The organism is Pseudomonas sp. GW456-E7 (assembly GCF_059424105.1).
Map to the genome: position 1 here is coordinate 139240 of NZ_JBWKZB010000004.1, position 16617 is coordinate 155856.

At 60.8% G+C, this 16617-nt stretch carries 14 protein-coding genes; 8 read left to right on the forward strand and 6 right to left on the reverse strand.

What is annotated here, in order from left to right; genetic code table 11:
• The first annotated feature begins 51 nt into the window (after positions 1 to 51).
• The 5 genes from AC07YV_RS04845 to AC07YV_RS04865 all read left to right on the forward strand — a co-directional run bounded on the left by AC07YV_RS04845 (position 52) and on the right by AC07YV_RS04865 (position 5235).
• The gene (locus AC07YV_RS04845) at positions 52 to 1128 is read left to right on the forward strand and encodes a putative 2-aminoethylphosphonate ABC transporter ATP-binding protein (protein WP_102699994.1); all 1077 of its coding nucleotides are present in this window, start codon (positions 52 to 54) and stop codon (positions 1126 to 1128) included.
• A complete protein-coding gene (locus AC07YV_RS04850) occupies positions 1128 to 2852 on the forward strand; it encodes a putative 2-aminoethylphosphonate ABC transporter permease subunit (protein ID WP_102699993.1) in 1725 nt (574 codons plus the stop codon). The genes AC07YV_RS04845 and AC07YV_RS04850 overlap by 1 nt, the downstream gene beginning before the upstream one ends.
• A gap of 33 nt (positions 2853 to 2885) precedes the next feature.
• A complete protein-coding gene (locus tag AC07YV_RS04855) occupies positions 2886 to 3911 on the forward strand; it encodes a putative 2-aminoethylphosphonate ABC transporter substrate-binding protein (RefSeq protein WP_102699992.1) in 1026 nt (341 codons plus the stop codon).
• Between the two features lie 135 nt (positions 3912 to 4046).
• Entirely contained in the window at positions 4047 to 4613 is a 567-nt protein-coding gene (locus AC07YV_RS04860) for a phosphonate degradation HD-domain oxygenase (RefSeq protein ID WP_102699991.1), read from the forward strand.
• A gap of 91 nt (positions 4614 to 4704) precedes the next feature.
• The gene (locus tag AC07YV_RS04865; RefSeq protein WP_102699990.1) at positions 4705 to 5235 is read left to right on the forward strand and encodes a hypothetical protein; all 531 of its coding nucleotides are present in this window, start codon (positions 4705 to 4707) and stop codon (positions 5233 to 5235) included.
• A 12-nt stretch (positions 5236 to 5247) separates the two neighbouring features.
• On the opposite strand, the gene AC07YV_RS04870 is transcribed toward AC07YV_RS04865, so the two are convergent.
• Both AC07YV_RS04870 and AC07YV_RS04875 read right to left on the reverse strand, forming a co-directional pair.
• The gene (locus tag AC07YV_RS04870) at positions 5248 to 6624 is read right to left on the reverse strand and encodes a GTPase/DUF3482 domain-containing protein (RefSeq protein WP_015097237.1); all 1377 of its coding nucleotides are present in this window, start codon (positions 6622 to 6624) and stop codon (positions 5248 to 5250) included.
• A complete protein-coding gene (locus AC07YV_RS04875; RefSeq protein ID WP_102699989.1) occupies positions 6617 to 7987 on the reverse strand; it encodes a DUF2868 domain-containing protein in 1371 nt (456 codons plus the stop codon). Before AC07YV_RS04875 ends, AC07YV_RS04870 begins: the two co-directional genes overlap by 8 nt.
• An 85-nt stretch (positions 7988 to 8072) precedes the next feature.
• Between AC07YV_RS04875 and AC07YV_RS04880 the strand changes: the two genes are divergently transcribed.
• Positions 8073 to 8585, forward strand: coding sequence for a dihydrofolate reductase (locus tag AC07YV_RS04880; RefSeq protein ID WP_102699988.1), 513 nt, complete (start codon positions 8073 to 8075; stop codon positions 8583 to 8585).
• A 116-nt stretch (positions 8586 to 8701) separates the two neighbouring features.
• On the opposite strand, the gene AC07YV_RS04885 is transcribed toward AC07YV_RS04880, so the two are convergent.
• A complete protein-coding gene (locus AC07YV_RS04885) occupies positions 8702 to 10093 on the reverse strand; it encodes an L-cystine transporter (RefSeq protein ID WP_095964232.1) in 1392 nt (463 codons plus the stop codon).
• A 242-nt stretch (positions 10094 to 10335) separates the two neighbouring features.
• Between AC07YV_RS04885 and AC07YV_RS04890 the strand changes: the two genes are divergently transcribed.
• Both AC07YV_RS04890 and AC07YV_RS04895 read left to right on the forward strand, forming a co-directional pair.
• Positions 10336 to 11391 carry an HAD family hydrolase gene (locus AC07YV_RS04890; protein WP_102699987.1) on the forward strand — a complete coding sequence of 352 codons (1056 nt, stop codon included), beginning with the start codon at positions 10336 to 10338 and terminating at the stop codon, positions 11389 to 11391.
• 438 nt (positions 11392 to 11829) lie between these two features.
• The gene (locus AC07YV_RS04895) at positions 11830 to 12117 is read left to right on the forward strand and encodes a DUF6124 family protein (protein ID WP_102699986.1); all 288 of its coding nucleotides are present in this window, start codon (positions 11830 to 11832) and stop codon (positions 12115 to 12117) included.
• 299 nt (positions 12118 to 12416) lie between these two features.
• On the opposite strand, the gene ilvD is transcribed toward AC07YV_RS04895, so the two are convergent.
• The 3 genes from ilvD to AC07YV_RS04910 form a co-directional block, all read right to left on the reverse strand.
• On the reverse strand, positions 12417 to 14258 hold the full coding sequence (ilvD, locus tag AC07YV_RS04900; protein WP_102699984.1) for a dihydroxy-acid dehydratase: 1842 nt from the start codon (positions 14256 to 14258) through the stop codon (positions 12417 to 12419).
• A gap of 362 nt (positions 14259 to 14620) precedes the next feature.
• Positions 14621 to 15079: an REP-associated tyrosine transposase gene (locus tag AC07YV_RS04905; RefSeq protein ID WP_102699982.1), complete on the reverse strand. Its 459-nt coding sequence runs from the start codon at positions 15077 to 15079 to the stop codon at positions 14621 to 14623.
• Positions 15080 to 15232: 153 nt separating this feature from the next.
• Complete coding sequence (locus AC07YV_RS04910) at positions 15233 to 16450, reverse strand: MFS transporter (protein ID WP_102699980.1); 1218 nt, start codon at positions 16448 to 16450, stop codon at positions 15233 to 15235.
• Positions 16451 to 16617: the final 167 nt, after the last annotated feature.

Here is a 16617-nt window from a genome sequence, read left to right on the forward strand (position 1 = left end):
GGACTCATTACAACCCTAGGATGGCCTTCATCTGCCAGATGAGGCCCGTCCATGAACAACTCGATCGCAACTGCCCTGACCAATCCCGGCGCCCCGATGAAAGTGCGCGGCGTACAGAAACGTTTCGGCGCTTTCACGGCGCTGGATAACGTTTCACTCGACGTGGCGGCCGGTGAGCTGGTGTGTCTGCTGGGGCCGTCGGGCTGTGGCAAGACCACCTTGCTGCGCTGCATCGCCGGCCTGGAAAAACAGGACAGCGGCGAGTTGTACCTGGGTGATCGCGACGTTTCCCACCTGGCTCCCCAGGCGCGGGACTACGGCATTCTGTTCCAGTCCTACGCGTTGTTCCCCAATCTCACCGTTGAAGCGAACATTGCCTACGGCCTCGCCGGCAATGGTCGCGACCAGATTCGCCAGCGTGTCGGTCAGATGCTGGAACTGGTTGGCCTGAGCGGCAGCGAGAAAAAATATCCCGGTCAGTTGTCCGGTGGCCAGCAGCAGCGGGTTGCACTGGCTCGCGCTCTGGCCCCGGCACCTTCGCTGTTGCTGCTCGACGAGCCGATGTCGGCCCTCGATGCCCGGGTGCGCGAGCATCTGTGCACCGAACTGCGCCAGCTGCAACGCAACCTCGGCATCACCACTCTGATGGTGACCCACAATCAGGACGAGGCCATGCTGATGGCCGACCGTATCGCCGTGATGAACAACGGCAAGGTCGAGCAGTACGCCACGCCCCAGGAAATCTACAACCGCCCGGCCACACCGTTCGTGGCGGAGTTCGTCGGCCAGGGCAACTGGTTGCCGTTCCAGCGCAGCAGCGATAGCCACGCCCAGGTCGGCGGGATGAGCATGCGTCTGGCCGATGGCGGTGCCAAGACCGCGTCGGGCCGTTTGTTCTGCCGTCCGGAAGCGATCAACGTCAATCCGCTGGTGCACGAGGAAAACCTGTTCCCGGCCAAGGTTCGCGAGATCACCTTCCTCGGCAACCGCTGCCGCATGAGCTTCGAGCTCGATCATTTGCCGGGTCATGCGCTGTTGGCGGAACTGGCACCGGAAGCCATGCCGCGCCTTGGCGCCCGGCAGATCATGGTCGCCTTGCCGCCGCGCAGCCTGCAGGTGTTTGCCTGATGAGCGCGAACCTCGCGCTGCCGCTGCCACACAAGCAGGTCCGGCAGACTTCCCGTGCCGAGATCGGTGACCGGCTGTTCGTGGTCGGCGGCAAAGTGCTTCTGCTGGTGCTGGTGGGCGTTGCCGTATTGATGCCGTTGCTGGCGATCTTCTGGCGTGGCTTCAGCGCCGAAGCCGGGCAGGGGGGTGGTTGGGTTGCAGCGAAAGAACTGGTGACCAGCGAGAACTTCCACTGGTTGCTCGGCAACAGTCTGAAGGTTTCCCTCAGCGTCGCGGCGATTGTCGTACCGCTGGCTTATCTGTTTGCCTACGCGCTGCAACGCACCCTGATTGCGGGTAAAGGCATCTGGCGTGGCATTTCCCTACTGCCATTGATGGCGCCGTCGATGCTGCCCGGGATTGCGCTGGTTTACCTGTTCGGCAACCAGGGCATGCTGCGTGGCCTGCTCTCGGACAACATCTACGGCTTCTGGGGCATTGTTCTGGGTGAGGTGATCTACACCTTCCCACACGCCTTGATGATTCTTCTGTCGGCCTTGTCCCTGGCGGATGCGCGACTGTTCGATGCGGCTTCAAGCATGGGCGCCAGTCCGGCGAAAGCGTTCCGCAGCATCACCTGGCCGGCGACCCGTCAGGCGGTTTTCGCTGCGTTCTGCCTGGTGTTCACCCTGACAATCACTGATTTCGGGGTTCCGGTGGTGGTCGGTGGCGACTATCAAGTGCTGGCACTGGAAGCCTATAAAGCCGTGGTCGGCCAACAGCAATTCGGCCGCGGTGCCTTGATCGGCATGGTGTTGTTGCTGCCGGCGCTGTTCAGCTTTGGCGTCGATGCCTGGTTGCGTCGCCGTCACGGCGACTCCATGAGCGGTCGTGCCCAGGTGTTCAAGCCTGCGCCATCGAAACTGCGCGACGCTTGCTACCTGGCCATCGTCCTGTTGATCAGCGCGGCGTTGCTGCTGGTGTTCGGCATGGCGGTGTTCTCGTCCCTGGTGAAGTTCTGGCCGTACAACCTGTCGCTGTCGCTCAACCACTACCAGTTCAATGAAACCGCCGGCGGTGGCTGGCTGGCCTACGGCAACAGCTTGAAGATGGCCTTGGGCACGGCTTTGATCGGCAGCCTGCTGATTTTCACCGGCGCCTACCTGATGGAAAAAACCAGGGGTCAGCGCGGCCTGAACTTGACCTTGCGCATGCTCAGTTTCGTACCGATGGCAGTGCCGGGCCTGGTGTTGGGGTTGGGTTATGTCTTCTTCTTCAACCTCACCGGCAACCCGCTGCATGTGCTGTACGGGACCATGACCCTGCTGATCGTCTGCACCATTGCGCACTATTTGACCACCGCGCAAATGACCGCCACCACCGCACTGCGTCAACTCGATGCCGAGTTCGAAGCCGCCGCGCTGTCGCTCAAGGCGCCGCTGTACCGCCATTACCTGCGGGTTACCGTGCCGATTTGCCTGCCGGCTTTGCTGGACATCGTGCGCTACCTGTTCGTCTCGGCCATGACCACCGTCTCGGCGGCGATCTTCCTCTACAGCCCCGACACCATCCTCGCGGCGGTGGCGGTGCTGAACATGGACGACGCCGGCAACGTCGGCGGCGCGGCGGCGATGTCGACCCTTATTCTGTTCACCTCGGCGGGCGTGTCCCTGCTGCTGGCCGGGGCTTCGCGCGGTTTGCTGCGCCGCTCCCAGGCCTGGCGACAGACCGCGCCCGGTCACTGATTCACACCCTCAACTCAAATACAGGAAAAGATCATGTTCAAGCCTATGGCCCTGGCCGCCGCTGTCCTCACCGCTTTCAGCCTGAACGCCTTTGCGGCGAAAACCGAGTTGACGGTGTACACCGCCCTCGAATCCGAACAGCTGAAAACCTATAAAGAAGCCTTCGAAAAAGCCAACCCGGACGTCGAAATCAAATGGGTGCGTGATTCCACCGGCATCATCACGGCCAAGTTGCTCGCCGAAAAAGCCCGCCCGCAGGCTGACGCCGTGTGGGGCCTGGCGGCTTCCAGCCTGGCGATCCTCGACCAGGAGGGCATGCTGCAAAGTTATGCACCGAAGGATCTGGGCAAGATCGGCGCCAACTACCGTGACGCCGCCAACCCGCCAGCCTGGGTCGGCATGGATGTCTGGGCCGCGACCCTTTGCTTCAACACCGTCGAAGCTGAAAAGCAGGGCCTGACCAAGCCCGTGAGCTGGCAAGACCTGACCAAACCTGAGTACAAAGGCAAGATCGTCATGCCGAACCCGGCATCGTCCGGCACCGGCTTCCTCGACGTCAGCGCCTGGCTGCAAACCTTCGGCGAGAAGCAGGGCTGGGCCTACATGGACGGTCTGCACCAGAACATCGGCCAGTACGTTCACTCCGGTTCCAAACCTTGCAAGCTGGCGGCTGCGGGTGAATTCCCGATCGGTATTTCCTTCGAGTACCCGGCCGTTCAACTGAAACGCCAGGGCGCACCGCTGGACATCATCCTGCCGAAGGAAGGCCTGGGCTGGGAAATCGAAGCGACTGCAGTGATCAAGGGCACTGCCCACGAGGAAGCCGCGAAGAAACTGGCTGACTTCTCCGCCAGCCCCGAGGCGATGGAGTTGTACAAAGAAAACTTCGCCGTGCTCGCCCAGCCTGGCATTGCCAAGCCGCAAACCGAACTGCCAGCCGACTACGAACAGCGCCTGATCAAGAACGACTTCGCCTGGGCCTCGAAGAACCGCGACGAGATCCTGACCGAATGGCGCAAGCGTTATGATGGCAAGTCCGAGAAAGTGGCGGCCAAGTAAGATCTTTATCGGCTGGAAGGGCCTCTTCGCGAGCAAGCCCGCTCCCACAAGGTATTGGTGATCCTTGTGGGAGCGGGCTTGCTCGCGAAAGCGGTCTACCATTCACCACAAATCTCACTGATCGGGAGACTTCTGATGCACAGGAATGAACAAACCGTCGCCAAGGTCTTCGCCCTCTACGAACGCTTTGGCGACAGCGATTACATCGGCGAGCCGGTGTCGCAGATCGAGCACATGTCCCAGGCCGCCCAATGCGCGATGGCCGAAGGCTTCGACGACGAAGTCGTGCTGGCGGCGTTCTTCCACGATATCGGGCACATCTGCGCCGAGGGTGCCGAGAACATGGGCGGCTACGGCGTGGTCAGCCACGAACGGCTGGGCGCCGATTATTTGCGCAATGCCGGCTTCAGCGAACGCATGGCCCGATTGGTGGAGTACCACGTCCAGGCCAAGCGTTATCTGACACTCAGGGAACCTGGGTACTACGAACGCCTGAGCGAGGCCAGTCGCCGGACCCTGGAATATCAGGGGGGCGTGATGACCGAAGCCGAAGCCGATGCCTTCGAGCAGGACCCGTTGTGCAAGGTCAGTTTGCGCATGCGCCAGTGGGATGAACAGGCCAAGGAGATGCATGTGCCGGTGATTGATCTGGAGGTGTTGAAGCGCAAAGCCATTAGAGTCTTGTCTCGCGAGGCCTGCTGAAACGCCCTACAAGTAAAAGAAACTGTTCGCGCAGAGAGTTCCGACGGGACGGGCTAGCTTGATCGGCCCTTCTTCAATGAGACACTCCACCATGCGTTATTTGAAAGTGACTGCCCAGGACCGCAGCGCGAACGGCAAGGCCGACACCGTCCTCCTGCATTTTTTCGAGGAGAGTAGCGGGGCAGAAGACAGGCTCATCCATAAAGCTTATGCGCTGGATATCACGGCTGATGGCAAGGTTGATTTCCAGGTCGGTGATGTGAACAACGACGGTAAGGAAAACACCAAGGACGAGCGGTTGCTCAAGTCGTTTGCAAACGCCTACTTGCAGCTCAACTGGTTCAACCGCGGCGATACCTGGGATCGCTATCTGAAGATATTCACCGAAGACTTCGCCAATGACGCTTCGCCAGACACCGTGCGCCTGCACTTTCATGAAGGCGTCGGCAAACCGTCGGATCAAACTATCGTTTACACCGCCTCCGCCTATGACACCAACAACGACGGGAAGATGGACTGGCTGATCCACTTCGATATGGATAACGACGGTGACCAGGATGCGGTGGATCAGCAGCGCGTCTCACAGCTCAGCAGTGCGTATCTGCAGTTCAACTGGCGCTGACGATCAACAGGTTCACAACTGCTGCGCCAACACCTCAACCTGCTCCTGCCGCTCCGCCTGATTCAATTTGGCATGAGGATTGAGCGACGACCACTGCGGGTGCGCCCGAGCCTTGTTCAGGGCTTCGGGCAGCTTGCCTTCGCGCCAGCTCTTTTCCTGCGGCGTCGCCACCTGGATGCTGTCCATCGCCGCATGCCCACGGGCGTTCAGCGCTTGCAGCAATTGCCGCTGGCGCAGCGCCAACAGGCGCAGCACGTTGTCATCCACCGTCAGTTCGCGCTGGCCCTTGATCTTGCCCAGCAAGCGGCTGCCATAACTGCGCGCGGTTTGCAGGGCGCCACCGGCAATGGCGCCGGCCAGTGCAGCGGCGCCGAGCGTAATCCCGCCCACCAGCAAATCGACCCCGGCCCCGGCAGCGGCGCCTGCGGCAATCCCACCACCGACGCGCACACCCAGTTGCTTGAGGGTTTCCGGGTTGAACAGGTCATCGCCCCAGCGGCCATCGAGCAGCGGCAAGTCACTGGCCGCGGCATCCTGTGGGCGGAAGGCGTAGAGCTTGAGCAGGGCCTCGACGCAACGCTGCTCACGCTGGCGTACGGCTTTGCGCAATTCGCTGATCGCCTGTTGTTCCTGCTCGGCTTCACTGACCACGCTGCGCCGGCAAGCCGCGCAATCGATCAGCAATTCGGCAATCAATCGCTCCGCACTTTGCTGGCGAGCCAGACGCTGGGCCTGCTGATCGGCGATCAGGCGTTCGAGTTGCGGCCGGGCCGTTTCCAGCAGCAGGGCCAGGCTTTCATAGAGTCGACGCTCGCCGTCTTCCGGCGGCGCGACACTGTCGAAACGCACCAGGGCATGCAGGCCCAGCCGCGCCAGCGCTTCACGCCAGGCCGGTTCGCGGTGGTTGGCGCTGCTGACGAAGTTCAGCACCGGCAGCAAGGGTTTGCCGCAACTGGCCAACACTTCCAGCTCGTCGCGATACTTGGCCAGCACCGGCTCACGGGCGTCGATCACATAAAGACCGGCATCCGACGCCAGCAACTGGCGCAGCACCTTGGCTTCCTGTTCGAAGCGTTGCCGGGCTTCGCTGCCCTCAAGGAAACGCGCCAGGCGTGCCGGACCGTCGAGGCGTTCACCCGGGCGTTCCAGGCGTTCGAGGTAATCGAGCAGGGCGATGGCGTCTTCCAGGCCAGGGGTGTCGTAGAGGTCGAGCAGTGGCTCGCCGTCCACCGAAAGACGGGCGCCTTCGACGTGCCGCGTGGTACTGGGACGATGGGACACTTCACCGAAACCGACGTCGCGGGTCAGGGTGCGCAACAACGAGGTTTTACCGACGTTGGTGTGACCGACCACGGCGAGTTTCAGAGGCTGCTTCCTGGTGTCAGTCATGACCCGTCTCCAGCCAGTTCATTGGTGCACAATCGGCAAACGGCAACTCAAGCTGTTGCAGCGCCACGTGCCAGTCGCCCAGGCGTTCGGCGTCCAGCGCTTCACCGGGCGGCGCTTGCAACAACCACACGCGGGTGGCGCTGGCGCTGCGGGCCAGCTCGGCAATCAAGGCCAGGCTGCCGCGATCCGGCGAGCGCTGTGGATCGCAGGCGATGGCCAGGCGTGCCGGGGGAAAGCGGCTCAGTTGTTCGAGGAGTTTGTGCCGCGACTCGCGACTGTCGAGGATGCCGGCGTTACTGACGTTTTTCGGCAACTGCGGTGGCCACGGGCGTTGGTCGTCCAGTTCGATGGCGACCAACAGCGCACCGTCGCTTTGCTGCTCGGTGACACCGCTTTCCACGCGATGCAGTTGCGCCGGTGCCGCATCGCTGACGCCGAGGCGCTCGCTGGTGGGCATCAAGCGTTCACGCAGTTGCGCGTAACCGGGCAGGTTCAAATCCAGACGCAGCGCCGTTTGCCCTGTCTTCCAGCGCCACAGGCAAAACAGCGCGAGCAGCAGGCGCGGCAAAACGCCGTAGACCAGTAGCACGCCCACCAGCCAGGCGGCCCAGGCCTGGCGGGCGCTTTCGATGTTCAGTGCGGCATCGCCACTGGCGCGGATCATCTCCACGGTCGGCACACTGAAGCCAAGCAGGGCCGGCAACGCACCCAGCGCCTGGGTGACGGCGATAAAGGTGTCGGCACTGAGGATCGTGGTTTCCCAGACGAAGCCGTAGCGCCGGGTCGCCATCAACATCAGCAGGATCACCAACGCGCTGAGCATCGCCAGCAGCCACAGGCTGTTGACCAGCACGCCGATGGCCCAGCGATTGAGTTTCTGCCGTTGCAGTAACAGGAGCAGGGCGGGGGCCAACTGCGCGGCTTTGGCGTCACGAGCGAGTTTTTCGCTGAGCCATAGCCACAGGCGTCCGAGGCTGGCGCCGTGTTCGCCGGCAAATACAAGCCCCAGGGCCCAGCTCAGCAGCAGGACCAGATTGAGCCCGAGCAGGCTGCCCAGGGCCCAGAACACATTCACGGGGTGCAGGCCGTCGCCCATAGCCGCGAAGGCCAGGCCGGCGCCGCTGATCACGGCCAGTACCGCCAACACCAGCAGCGCCAGCCGCGAGCCTTGCAGCCAGTGTTTGAGGGCTGTCGTCAGGCCATCGCGTTCAGCCAGCCACAGGGCGCGGCGTTGAATGCGCGCCGGCAAATCGCCGCCAGCGCTGCGGGCCAGTCGGTTGGCTTCCAGGTCTTCCAGGGGGCCTGCGTGTTCTTCGCGCAGGCGGATGGTTTCTGTCAGCCAGAGGGTATTGAGTTCAGTCACGCGGCATCCCGTCGCTTAAATGAGCTGTGAGCATAACCGCTGTGGCGCTTATCGGCGAAAGCGAGGCTCTGGTATCCTCGCCGGCATGACTAAATCACTCCCCCTCAGCCTGATTGCAGCCCTCGGTGAAAACCGTGTGATCGGCGTCGACAACAGCATGCCCTGGCACTTGCCGGGGGACTTCAAATATTTCAAGGCCACCACCCTCGGCAAGCCGATCATCATGGGTCGCAAGACCTGGGACTCCCTCGGTCGTCCGCTGCCGGGCCGCCTGAACATCGTGGTCAGTCGCCAGGTGGATCTGCAGCTCGAAGGCGCGGAGGTTTATCCGTCGCTGGAAGCCGCCGTCGTTCGCGCCGAAGCATGGGCGAAGGAACAGGGCGTCGATGAATTGATGCTGATTGGCGGCGCGCAGTTGTATGCGCAAGGACTGGCACAGGCTGACCGGTTGTACCTGACCCGCGTGGCGCTGAGTCCGGAAGGGGATGCGTGGTTTCCGGAGTTTGATTTGAAGGAATGGAAACTGGTATCGGATGTGCCGAATCCGGCGGAAGGCGACAAGCCGGCGTATAGCTTCGAAGTCTGGGAAAAAGCCTAAAAGCATCGCGAGCAAGCTCGCTCCCACAGTGTTTTGAGGTGAATCACAAATTGTGTGAGCACCACAGATCCCTGTGGGAGCGAGCTTGCTCGCGATAGCGGTCTATCAGACGCTACTCAAGCCTGCGCCAACGCCGAATGCTCATCCGCATCCAACAGCGCCTTGTCCGTCTGCTGCATCACCTGACTGGTGATCGCCCCGGCCGTCATCGAACCACTCACGTTCAGCGCCGTACGCCCCATATCAATCAGCGGCTCGACCGAAATCAGCAACGCCACCAGTGACACCGGCAAGCCCATCGCCGGCAGCACGATCAACGCGGCAAAGGTCGCGCCACCACCGACACCGGCCACACCGGCCGAGCTCAGCGTCACAATCGCCACCAGCGTCGCGATCCACAGCGGGTCCAGCGGGTTGATGCCCACGGTCGGCGCCACCATCACCGCCAACATCGCCGGGTAAAGACCGGCACAGCCGTTCTGGCCAATGGTCGCGCCGAACGAGGCGGCGAAACTGGCGATGGACTGCGGGATGCCCAGGCGGCTGGTCTGCGCTTCGATGCTCAACGGAATCGTCGCTGCGCTGGAACGGCTGGTGAAGGCAAACGTCAGCACCGGCCAGATCTTGCGAAAGAACCGCAGCGGGTTGATCCCGGCGGCCGACACCAGCACGCCATGCACCACGAACATCAGGCCCAGGCCGATGTAGGACACCACCACGAAACTGCCGAGCTTGATGATGTCTTGCAGGTTGGAACCGGCGACCACTTTGGTCATCAGCGCCAACACGCCGTACGGGGTCAGCTTCATCACCAGGCGCACCAGACGCATCACCCAGGCTTGCAGGGTGTCGATGGCGTTGATCACTTTCTGACCTTTCTCGGCATCGTCCTTGAGCAATTGCAGCGCCGCGACACCCAGGAACGCAGCGAAAATCACCACGCTGATGATCGACGTCGGCTTGGCCCGCGCCAGATCGGCGAAGGGGTTTTGCGGGATGAACGACAGCAGCAGCTGCGGCACATTCAGGTCGGCGACCTTGCCGGCGTAGTCGGTCTGGATGGTTTGCAGGCGCGCCATTTCCTGGGTGCCGGCCACCAGGCCTTCGGCGGTCAGGCCGAACAGGTTGGTCAGGCCGATGCCGATCAGCGCCGCGATGGCCGTGGTGAACAGCAGCGTGCCGATGGTCAGGAAGCTGATCTTGCCCAAGGACGACGCGTTATGCAGGCGGGCCACCGCACTGAGGATCGAGGCGAACACCAGCGGGATCACGATCATTTGCAGTAATTGCACATAACCATTGCCCACCAGGTCGAACCAGCCGATCGAGGCTTTCAGCACTGGGTTGCCGGCACCGTAGACAGTGTGCAACGCCACACCGAACGCCACGCCCAGCACCAGCGCGAGCAGGACTTTTTTCGCCAGGCTCCATGTCGTGTGGCGGGTTTGCGCCAGGCCGAAGAGCAAAGCGAGGAACACCAGCAGATTGAGGATCAGCGGCAGATTCATGAAGACTCCGATAAGACTTGTGCCGGTTGCACCCTTGGGCAACCGCGAACCGGCAAGCCTAACAGCTTGAAAACTAATGAATTAATATCAAAAACGTATGATATCCGTCGTTTTTGGAATAAGCGGATGTCGCTGTCAGAAATGCAGCTGGCGCGAAAGGGACGCGGGCGGTCGCTGACAGACGAGGACTGTCACACTTATTTGTTAGCGTCGATCTCTTTCACATTCAGGGAGAAACGCCAATGAAGTTCGCACCGAAATTACTGGCTGCAGCACTTTGCCTGGGCCTTGCCGGCCAGGTTTTCGCAACGGATCTGAAACACTGGCCCGCCGATCAGGCCAAGGCGCTGGACGCGATGATCGCCGCCAACGCCAACAAGGGGAACTACGCGGTGTTCGACATGGACAACACCAGTTACCGCTACGACCTCGAAGAGTCGTTGCTGCCGTTCATGGAGAACAAGGGCCTGATCACCCGCGACAAGCTCGATCCCTCCCTGAAACTGATGCCGTTCAAGGACACTGCCGACCACAAGGAAAGCCTGTTCAGCTACTACTACCGCCTCTGCGAACTCGACGACATGGTTTGCTATCCATGGGTCGCCCAGATCTTCTCCGGCTTTACCCTCAAGGAACTCAAGGGCTATGTCGACGAGATGATGGCGTCCGGCAAGCCGGTGCCGGCGACTTATTACGAAGGCGATGTGGTCAAGAAGCTCGACGTCAACCCGCCGAAAATCTTCACCGGCCAGCAAGAGCTGTACAAGAAACTGATGGAGAACGGCATCGAGGTCTACGTGATGACCGCCGCCTCCGAAGAACTGGTGCGCATGGTCGCGGCCGATCCGAAGTACGGCTACAACGTCAAACCGCAGAACGTGATCGGCGTGTCGCTGCTGCTCAAGGATCCGAAGACGGGCGAACTGACCACCGCGCGCAAGCAGATCACTGACGGCAAATATGACGAGAAGGCCAACCTCGGCCTCGAACTGACCCCGTACCTGTGGACCCCGGCGACCTGGATGGCCGGCAAACAGGCGGCGATCCTGACCTACATCGATCAGTGGAAAAAACCGGTGTTGGTGGGCGGCGATACCCCGAGCAGCGACGGCTACATGCTGTTCCACAGTGTTGACGTGGCCAAGGGCGGCATCCACCTGTGGGTCAACCGCAAGGACAAGTACATGACCCAGATCCAGGGCATGATGGCCAAGAACGCCGCGGCGCAGGCCAAGGAAGGCTTGACGGTGACTGCCGACAAGAACTGGGTGATCGTCAAACCCGAAGAAATCCAATAACCCCGGTCTGAAAATCCCCTGTAGGAGCTGCCGCAGGCTGCGATCTTTTGATTCTGTTTTTCAAGATCAAAAGATCGCAGCCTGCGGCAGCTCCTACATTTGATTCGAGTCATCTCCTGACAGTCGCAACCTACGCATTCTTGCGTAAGGGACTACGACTACGCCAGAATCCGCCGGCTTGTGCGCCTGGGGGGCGGCTTCTATCGTTTCCGCGTCACTGAACATCAGTGATCGGGTTTGGTAGCCCGTGTTCACCTCGGCGCATTGCGCCACCCTTTGCAGGGGTCGTTTCTGTCTCTGCTCATATGGTGGCCATGCGCAGGGCATCTTCGGACGCGCCGGGTTCCTGGTGACCGGTCTACCAACCTGCGTATGGCCGCCACCCTCGTTTGGTAGCGAGGGTGATGGCTCCATTTTTCTCACCCGGAGTTCCATCAAATGTTGAAAGTTACCCCCGATCCTCCCGATTGCGACAACCTCTCTGCCCGCATCAACGCCACCCCGCGCAAACCCAGCCAAACATTCGTCATCGCACCGGGCCTCGACACCGAAACCCTGTTGGCCCACGCCTGCGAATCCCTCGCCTCGGCCAATGTCATGGCCAGCGACTTCGCCGGACTGCTGGAAGGCTCTCAACGCAGCACGATGCTGGGGATCGCCCAGGTCATCATGCTGGGCGAACTGGCGGTGAACCAGGCGCTGGATAATCTCGACCCGCAGGAATAACGCCGGCCCCCTTTGTAGGAGCTGCCGAAGGCTGCGATCTTTTGACTTTGATTTTAAAAAACAGGATCAAAAGATCGCAGCCTGCGGCAGCTCCTACAGGGGATCTGTGGAAACAAAATACCCCGCACTTGGCGGGGTATTTTTTGAGTATTCCCACATGTAGTGTGGGAATACTCTGTGGCGAGGGGGCTTGCCCCCGTTGGGTTGCGAAGCGACCCCCTGGGACTTCAGGCCAATCGAGTCGTCAGGATTTACGACTGCTTCGCAGCCGAACGGGGGCAAGCCCCCTCGCCACAGACTTACAGCCCGTCAAGCATCGCCTTGTTACGCACGGCACCCTTGTCGGCACTGGTCGCCAGCAGGGCGTAGGCTTTCAGTGCAGTGGTCACTTTACGTGGACGCACTTCCACCGGTTTCCAGCCTTTCTTGTCCTGCTCGACCCGGCGCGAGGTCAGTTCTTCGTCGCTGACCAACAGGTTGATCGAGCGGTTCGGAATGTCGATCAGCACCTTGTCGCCGTCCTGCACCAGGCCGATTGCGCCGCCGGCAGCCGCTTCAGGCGAAGCGTGGCCGATGGACAGGCCCGAGGTACCGCCGGAGAAACGGCCGTCGGTGAGCAGGGCGCAGGCTTTGCCCAGGCCTTTGGATTTCAGGTACGAGGTCGGGTAGAGCATTTCCTGCATGCCCGGGCCGCCTTTCGGGCCTTCGTAGCGAATGATGACGATGTCGCCTTCCTTCACTTCGTCGGCAAGGATGCCGCGTACGGCGCTGTCCTGGCTTTCGAAGATCTTCGCATTGCCTTCGAAGACGTGGATCGACTCGTCGACGCCAGCGGTTTTCACCACGCAGCCGTCCAGGGCGATGTTGCCGTAAAGCACGGCCAGGCCGCCTTCTTTCGAGTAAGCGTGCTCGACACTGCGGATGCAGCCGTTTTCACGGTCGTCGTCCAGGGTTTCCCAACGGGTCGACTGGCTGAACGCGGTTTGCGTCGGGATGCCCGCAGGACCTGCCTTGAAGAAGTGGTGCACGGCTTCGTCGTTGGTCTGGGTGATGTCCCACTTGGCGATGGCTTCTTCCATGCTGCGGCTGTGCACGGTCGGCAGCTGGGTGTGCAGCAGGCCGCCACGGGCCAGCGAGCCGAGGATGCTGAAGATGCCACCGGCGCGGTGCACGTCTTCCATGTGGTACTTCTGGATGTTCGGCGCGACCTTGCACAGTTGCGGCACGTGACGGGACAGACGGTCGATGTCGCGCAGGTCGAAATCGATCTCGGCTTCCTGGGCAGCGGCCAGCAAGTGCAGGATGGTGTTGGTGGAGCCGCCCATGGCGATGTCCAGGGTCATGGCGTTCTCGAACGCCTGGAAGTTGGCGATGTTGCGCGGCAATACCGACTCGTCGTTCTCGCCGTAGTAACGCTTGCACAGCTCGACGATGGTGCGGCCAGCCTGCAGGAACAGCTGCTCGCGGTCGCTGTGGGTGGCCAGGGTCGAACCGTTGCCCGGCAAGGCCAGGCCCAGCGCTTCAACCAGGCAGTTCATCGAGTTGGCGGTGAACATGCCGGAGCACGAACCACAGGTCGGGCAGGCGCTGCGCTCGTACTCAGCGACTTTCTCGTCAGAAGCGCTGGAGTCGGCGGCGATCACCATGGCGTCGACCAGGTCGAGGCCGTGGGAGGCGAGTTTGGTCTTGCCGGCTTCCATCGGGCCGCCGGAGACGAAGATCACCGGGATGTTCAGGCGCAGGGACGCCATCAGCATGCCAGGGGTGATCTTGTCGCAGTTGGAAATGCAGACAATGGCGTCGGCGCAGTGGGCGTTGACCATGTACTCGACGGAGTCGGCGATGATCTCGCGGCTCGGCAGCGAATACAGCATGCCGTCGTGGCCCATGGCGATGCCGTCATCGACAGCGATGGTGTTGAATTCCTTGGCCACGCCGCCAGCGCGTTCGATCTCGCGGGCGACCAGTTGCCCCAGGTCCTTGAGGTGCACGTGGCCCGGTACGAACTGGGTGAACGAGTTGGCAATGGCGATGATCGGCTTCTTGAAGTCGTCATCTTTCATCCCCGTGGCACGCCACAGTGCGCGGGCGCCGGCCATGTTGCGGCCGTGGGTGGATGTTTTCGAGCGGTAATCAGGCATGAAGCACTCCGGGCGGCTAATCAGGTATCAAAAGGGAAGTGAGCTTCTATTGACGTCTGGAACACTCAGAAATGGCCGCGTGTCCGGAAGTTGCCGATAACTTTGCGGGATCGCCGCGCGCTTCAGCTTGAGCTCATAAACCCGCCGGGGATGACTGGCGATGAATGTTCGCGATTCTACACGGCTGGCGGCTGGAGGGAATGCCTGCAAACCTGGAGGCGGCGCTTACGAGACGTGCGGGCGCGTTTTCTGTAGGAGCGAGCCTGCTCGCGATAAACCTGAGAACGCCGCGGGGTACCAGGTTCCCCGCGTTATCGTTGACGACCATCGCGAGCAGGCTCGCTCCTACAGTGATTTGTGCGTCAGAGCCAGATGGCATCCCAGAGTGGGTAGCCGCCGATATGGTCGACGAGGCCTGCGCGTAGGGGGTTGGCGATGATGTATCGGGCGATGGCTTTCAGATCTTCCTCGCGACGCAGGGCTCGGTCGAAGTAGCCCTTTTGCCATACAGGAGCACATAGATCTCGTTTCTGATTGATGAGGCGTGTGCAGCGAGATTTGGTGGCTTGCACCAGTTTCGGTAAATCACCGTTGTGCAATTCAATCAGCCAGTGGAAGTGATCCGGCATGACTACCCAGGCTATAGACGTGGCATAGCCGGCTTCCTGAACCCTTCTGAACTCGTGCACTAAAAAGCGGCCAGTGCGCCAATCCTGGAAGAATGGTTGTCGTTCATGGGTGACAGCGGTCAGGTGATAGATGCGACCGGATTGCGAGTGCCGACCTGTGGGTAATCGATGGGCTTTTGGCGTGTTGGACATTCCGTTGTCCTCTTCGGTGATGGGAAGAGAAAACGGTAGGCGTGGTGTGGGAGGTTGTCGCTTCGGCAGTGGATCAGGATGTGTCCTGCACCTGTAGGAGCGAGCCTGCTCGCGATGAAATCAAAGACGCCGCGGGGTATCAGGTTCCCCGCGTTATCGTTGGCGACCATCGCGAGCAAGCTCGCTCCTACAGGAAGGGCGGCGATTGATCAGGGTATTAAGGCCGAGCGCCACCGCGCTGAGCAGCAGGAACGCGAGTGCCAGGGTCGTTTGCAGATCTATACCACTTAGATTGATCAATGCGCTGGTCAAGCCGCCAAAAATGAAAACCAGTGTGTTCCCGGCCGACGCCGAAGTGCCGGCGTTGTCCGCAAACACGTCCATCGCTTTGGATGTGGCAATGGGGCGGGCAATGGTCGTGCCGGCGGTGCAGATGATCATCGGCACCAATACGGTCAGGATCGAGAGTCCAAGCCTGCTTGAGATTAAAAGCATCACCACTCCCGAGAAGAAAATCAGGCCCAAGCCGACGATGATTTGAGTATTGGGTGTTATCCGGCTGGAAAGCACCCGGGCGGCGATGCCTCCAATGATATAAGCCGCGCCATAGAGCAGAAGGGTCAGGGAGAATGCGTAGGGCGACATGTGTAGCTGATCCATGAAGATCAACGGCGAAACGACGATAAAGGAAAAATGGCAGGTAAAAGCGATGGCCGCGATCAACCAATAGCCCAGGAAGCTCGCATTGCCACACACCCGACTATAGGCGTGGAAAATGTTTTGGGCTGACGTCACTGCAGGTCGCTGGTCTTCCAGCATGAAACACGCCTTCAGAAACACGACGACGGCCAAGGCTATAAACAGGAAAAAGCTACCGGGCCAATCAAGTGCTTGCTGCAAGACACTGCCCAACAACGGCGAGACGGAAATGAATACCCCGCTGGCCGTGACCATCAGAATCCGCAGCCGATCCCGCTCCTTGCCTTCAAACAGATCCTGGACTAGCGCCTGCGACAGCACGAAGCAACCGCAGCCGATGGCCTGCAGCATCCGGAAAAACAGGAACCAGACGTATTCGGTGGTCAGGATGCACCCAGTTGCACCGACAATCGATACCGCCATACCCGCCAGTAATAGCCCTTTTCGGCCGATAACATCGGACAGGGGGCCGATCAGTAGCTGAGACAGGGAGATGCCGACAGCGAAGAGGCTGATGGACAGGGAAATATCCGCAGTCGTGGTCCGAAAGTGTTTGGCCAGAGCGGGAAAGGAAGGGAGCAAAACATCAAGGGGAAAGACGCTCAGCAGCGTCATGGTCAGCAGCAGTAGAATGGCTGATGATTTTTTTGCAGTGTCTTCTGAGTGTGTCATCAGCCCATTTACTCGAACTTTGCGAGGAGTCGGGGATTGGTTTGATGGCGGGCGAAGTCAATCTGCAGGGCGGTGGGAGCGTTCCTGATCAGTTGTAGGAATGTTCTTGTCTGTGTTGAGCGGGGCACCGCTCCCGCACTGGTTCAGCCCAGTACGGGAGCGCCAGC

Coding starts and splice junctions, on each gene's coding strand:
- AC07YV_RS04845 (WP_102699994.1), top strand. CDS start 52: ATGAACAACTCGATCGCAACTGCCCTGACCAATCCCGGCGCCCCGATG.
- AC07YV_RS04850 (WP_102699993.1), top strand. CDS start 1,128: ATGAGCGCGAACCTCGCGCTGCCGCTGCCACACAAGCAGGTCCGGCAG.
- AC07YV_RS04855 (WP_102699992.1), top strand. CDS start 2,886: ATGTTCAAGCCTATGGCCCTGGCCGCCGCTGTCCTCACCGCTTTCAGC.
- AC07YV_RS04860 (WP_102699991.1), top strand. CDS start 4,047: ATGCACAGGAATGAACAAACCGTCGCCAAGGTCTTCGCCCTCTACGAA.
- AC07YV_RS04865 (WP_102699990.1), top strand. CDS start 4,705: ATGCGTTATTTGAAAGTGACTGCCCAGGACCGCAGCGCGAACGGCAAG.
- AC07YV_RS04870 (WP_015097237.1), bottom strand. CDS start 6,624: ATGACTGACACCAGGAAGCAGCCTCTGAAACTCGCCGTGGTCGGTCAC.
- AC07YV_RS04880 (WP_102699988.1), top strand. CDS start 8,073: ATGACTAAATCACTCCCCCTCAGCCTGATTGCAGCCCTCGGTGAAAAC.
- AC07YV_RS04885 (WP_095964232.1), bottom strand. CDS start 10,093: ATGAATCTGCCGCTGATCCTCAATCTGCTGGTGTTCCTCGCTTTGCTC.
- AC07YV_RS04890 (WP_102699987.1), top strand. CDS start 10,336: ATGAAGTTCGCACCGAAATTACTGGCTGCAGCACTTTGCCTGGGCCTT.
- AC07YV_RS04895 (WP_102699986.1), top strand. CDS start 11,830: ATGTTGAAAGTTACCCCCGATCCTCCCGATTGCGACAACCTCTCTGCC.
- ilvD (WP_102699984.1), bottom strand. CDS start 14,258: ATGCCTGATTACCGCTCGAAAACATCCACCCACGGCCGCAACATGGCC.
- AC07YV_RS04905 (WP_102699982.1), bottom strand. CDS start 15,079: ATGTCCAACACGCCAAAAGCCCATCGATTACCCACAGGTCGGCACTCG.
- AC07YV_RS04910 (WP_102699980.1), bottom strand. CDS start 16,450: ATGACACACTCAGAAGACACTGCAAAAAAATCATCAGCCATTCTACTG.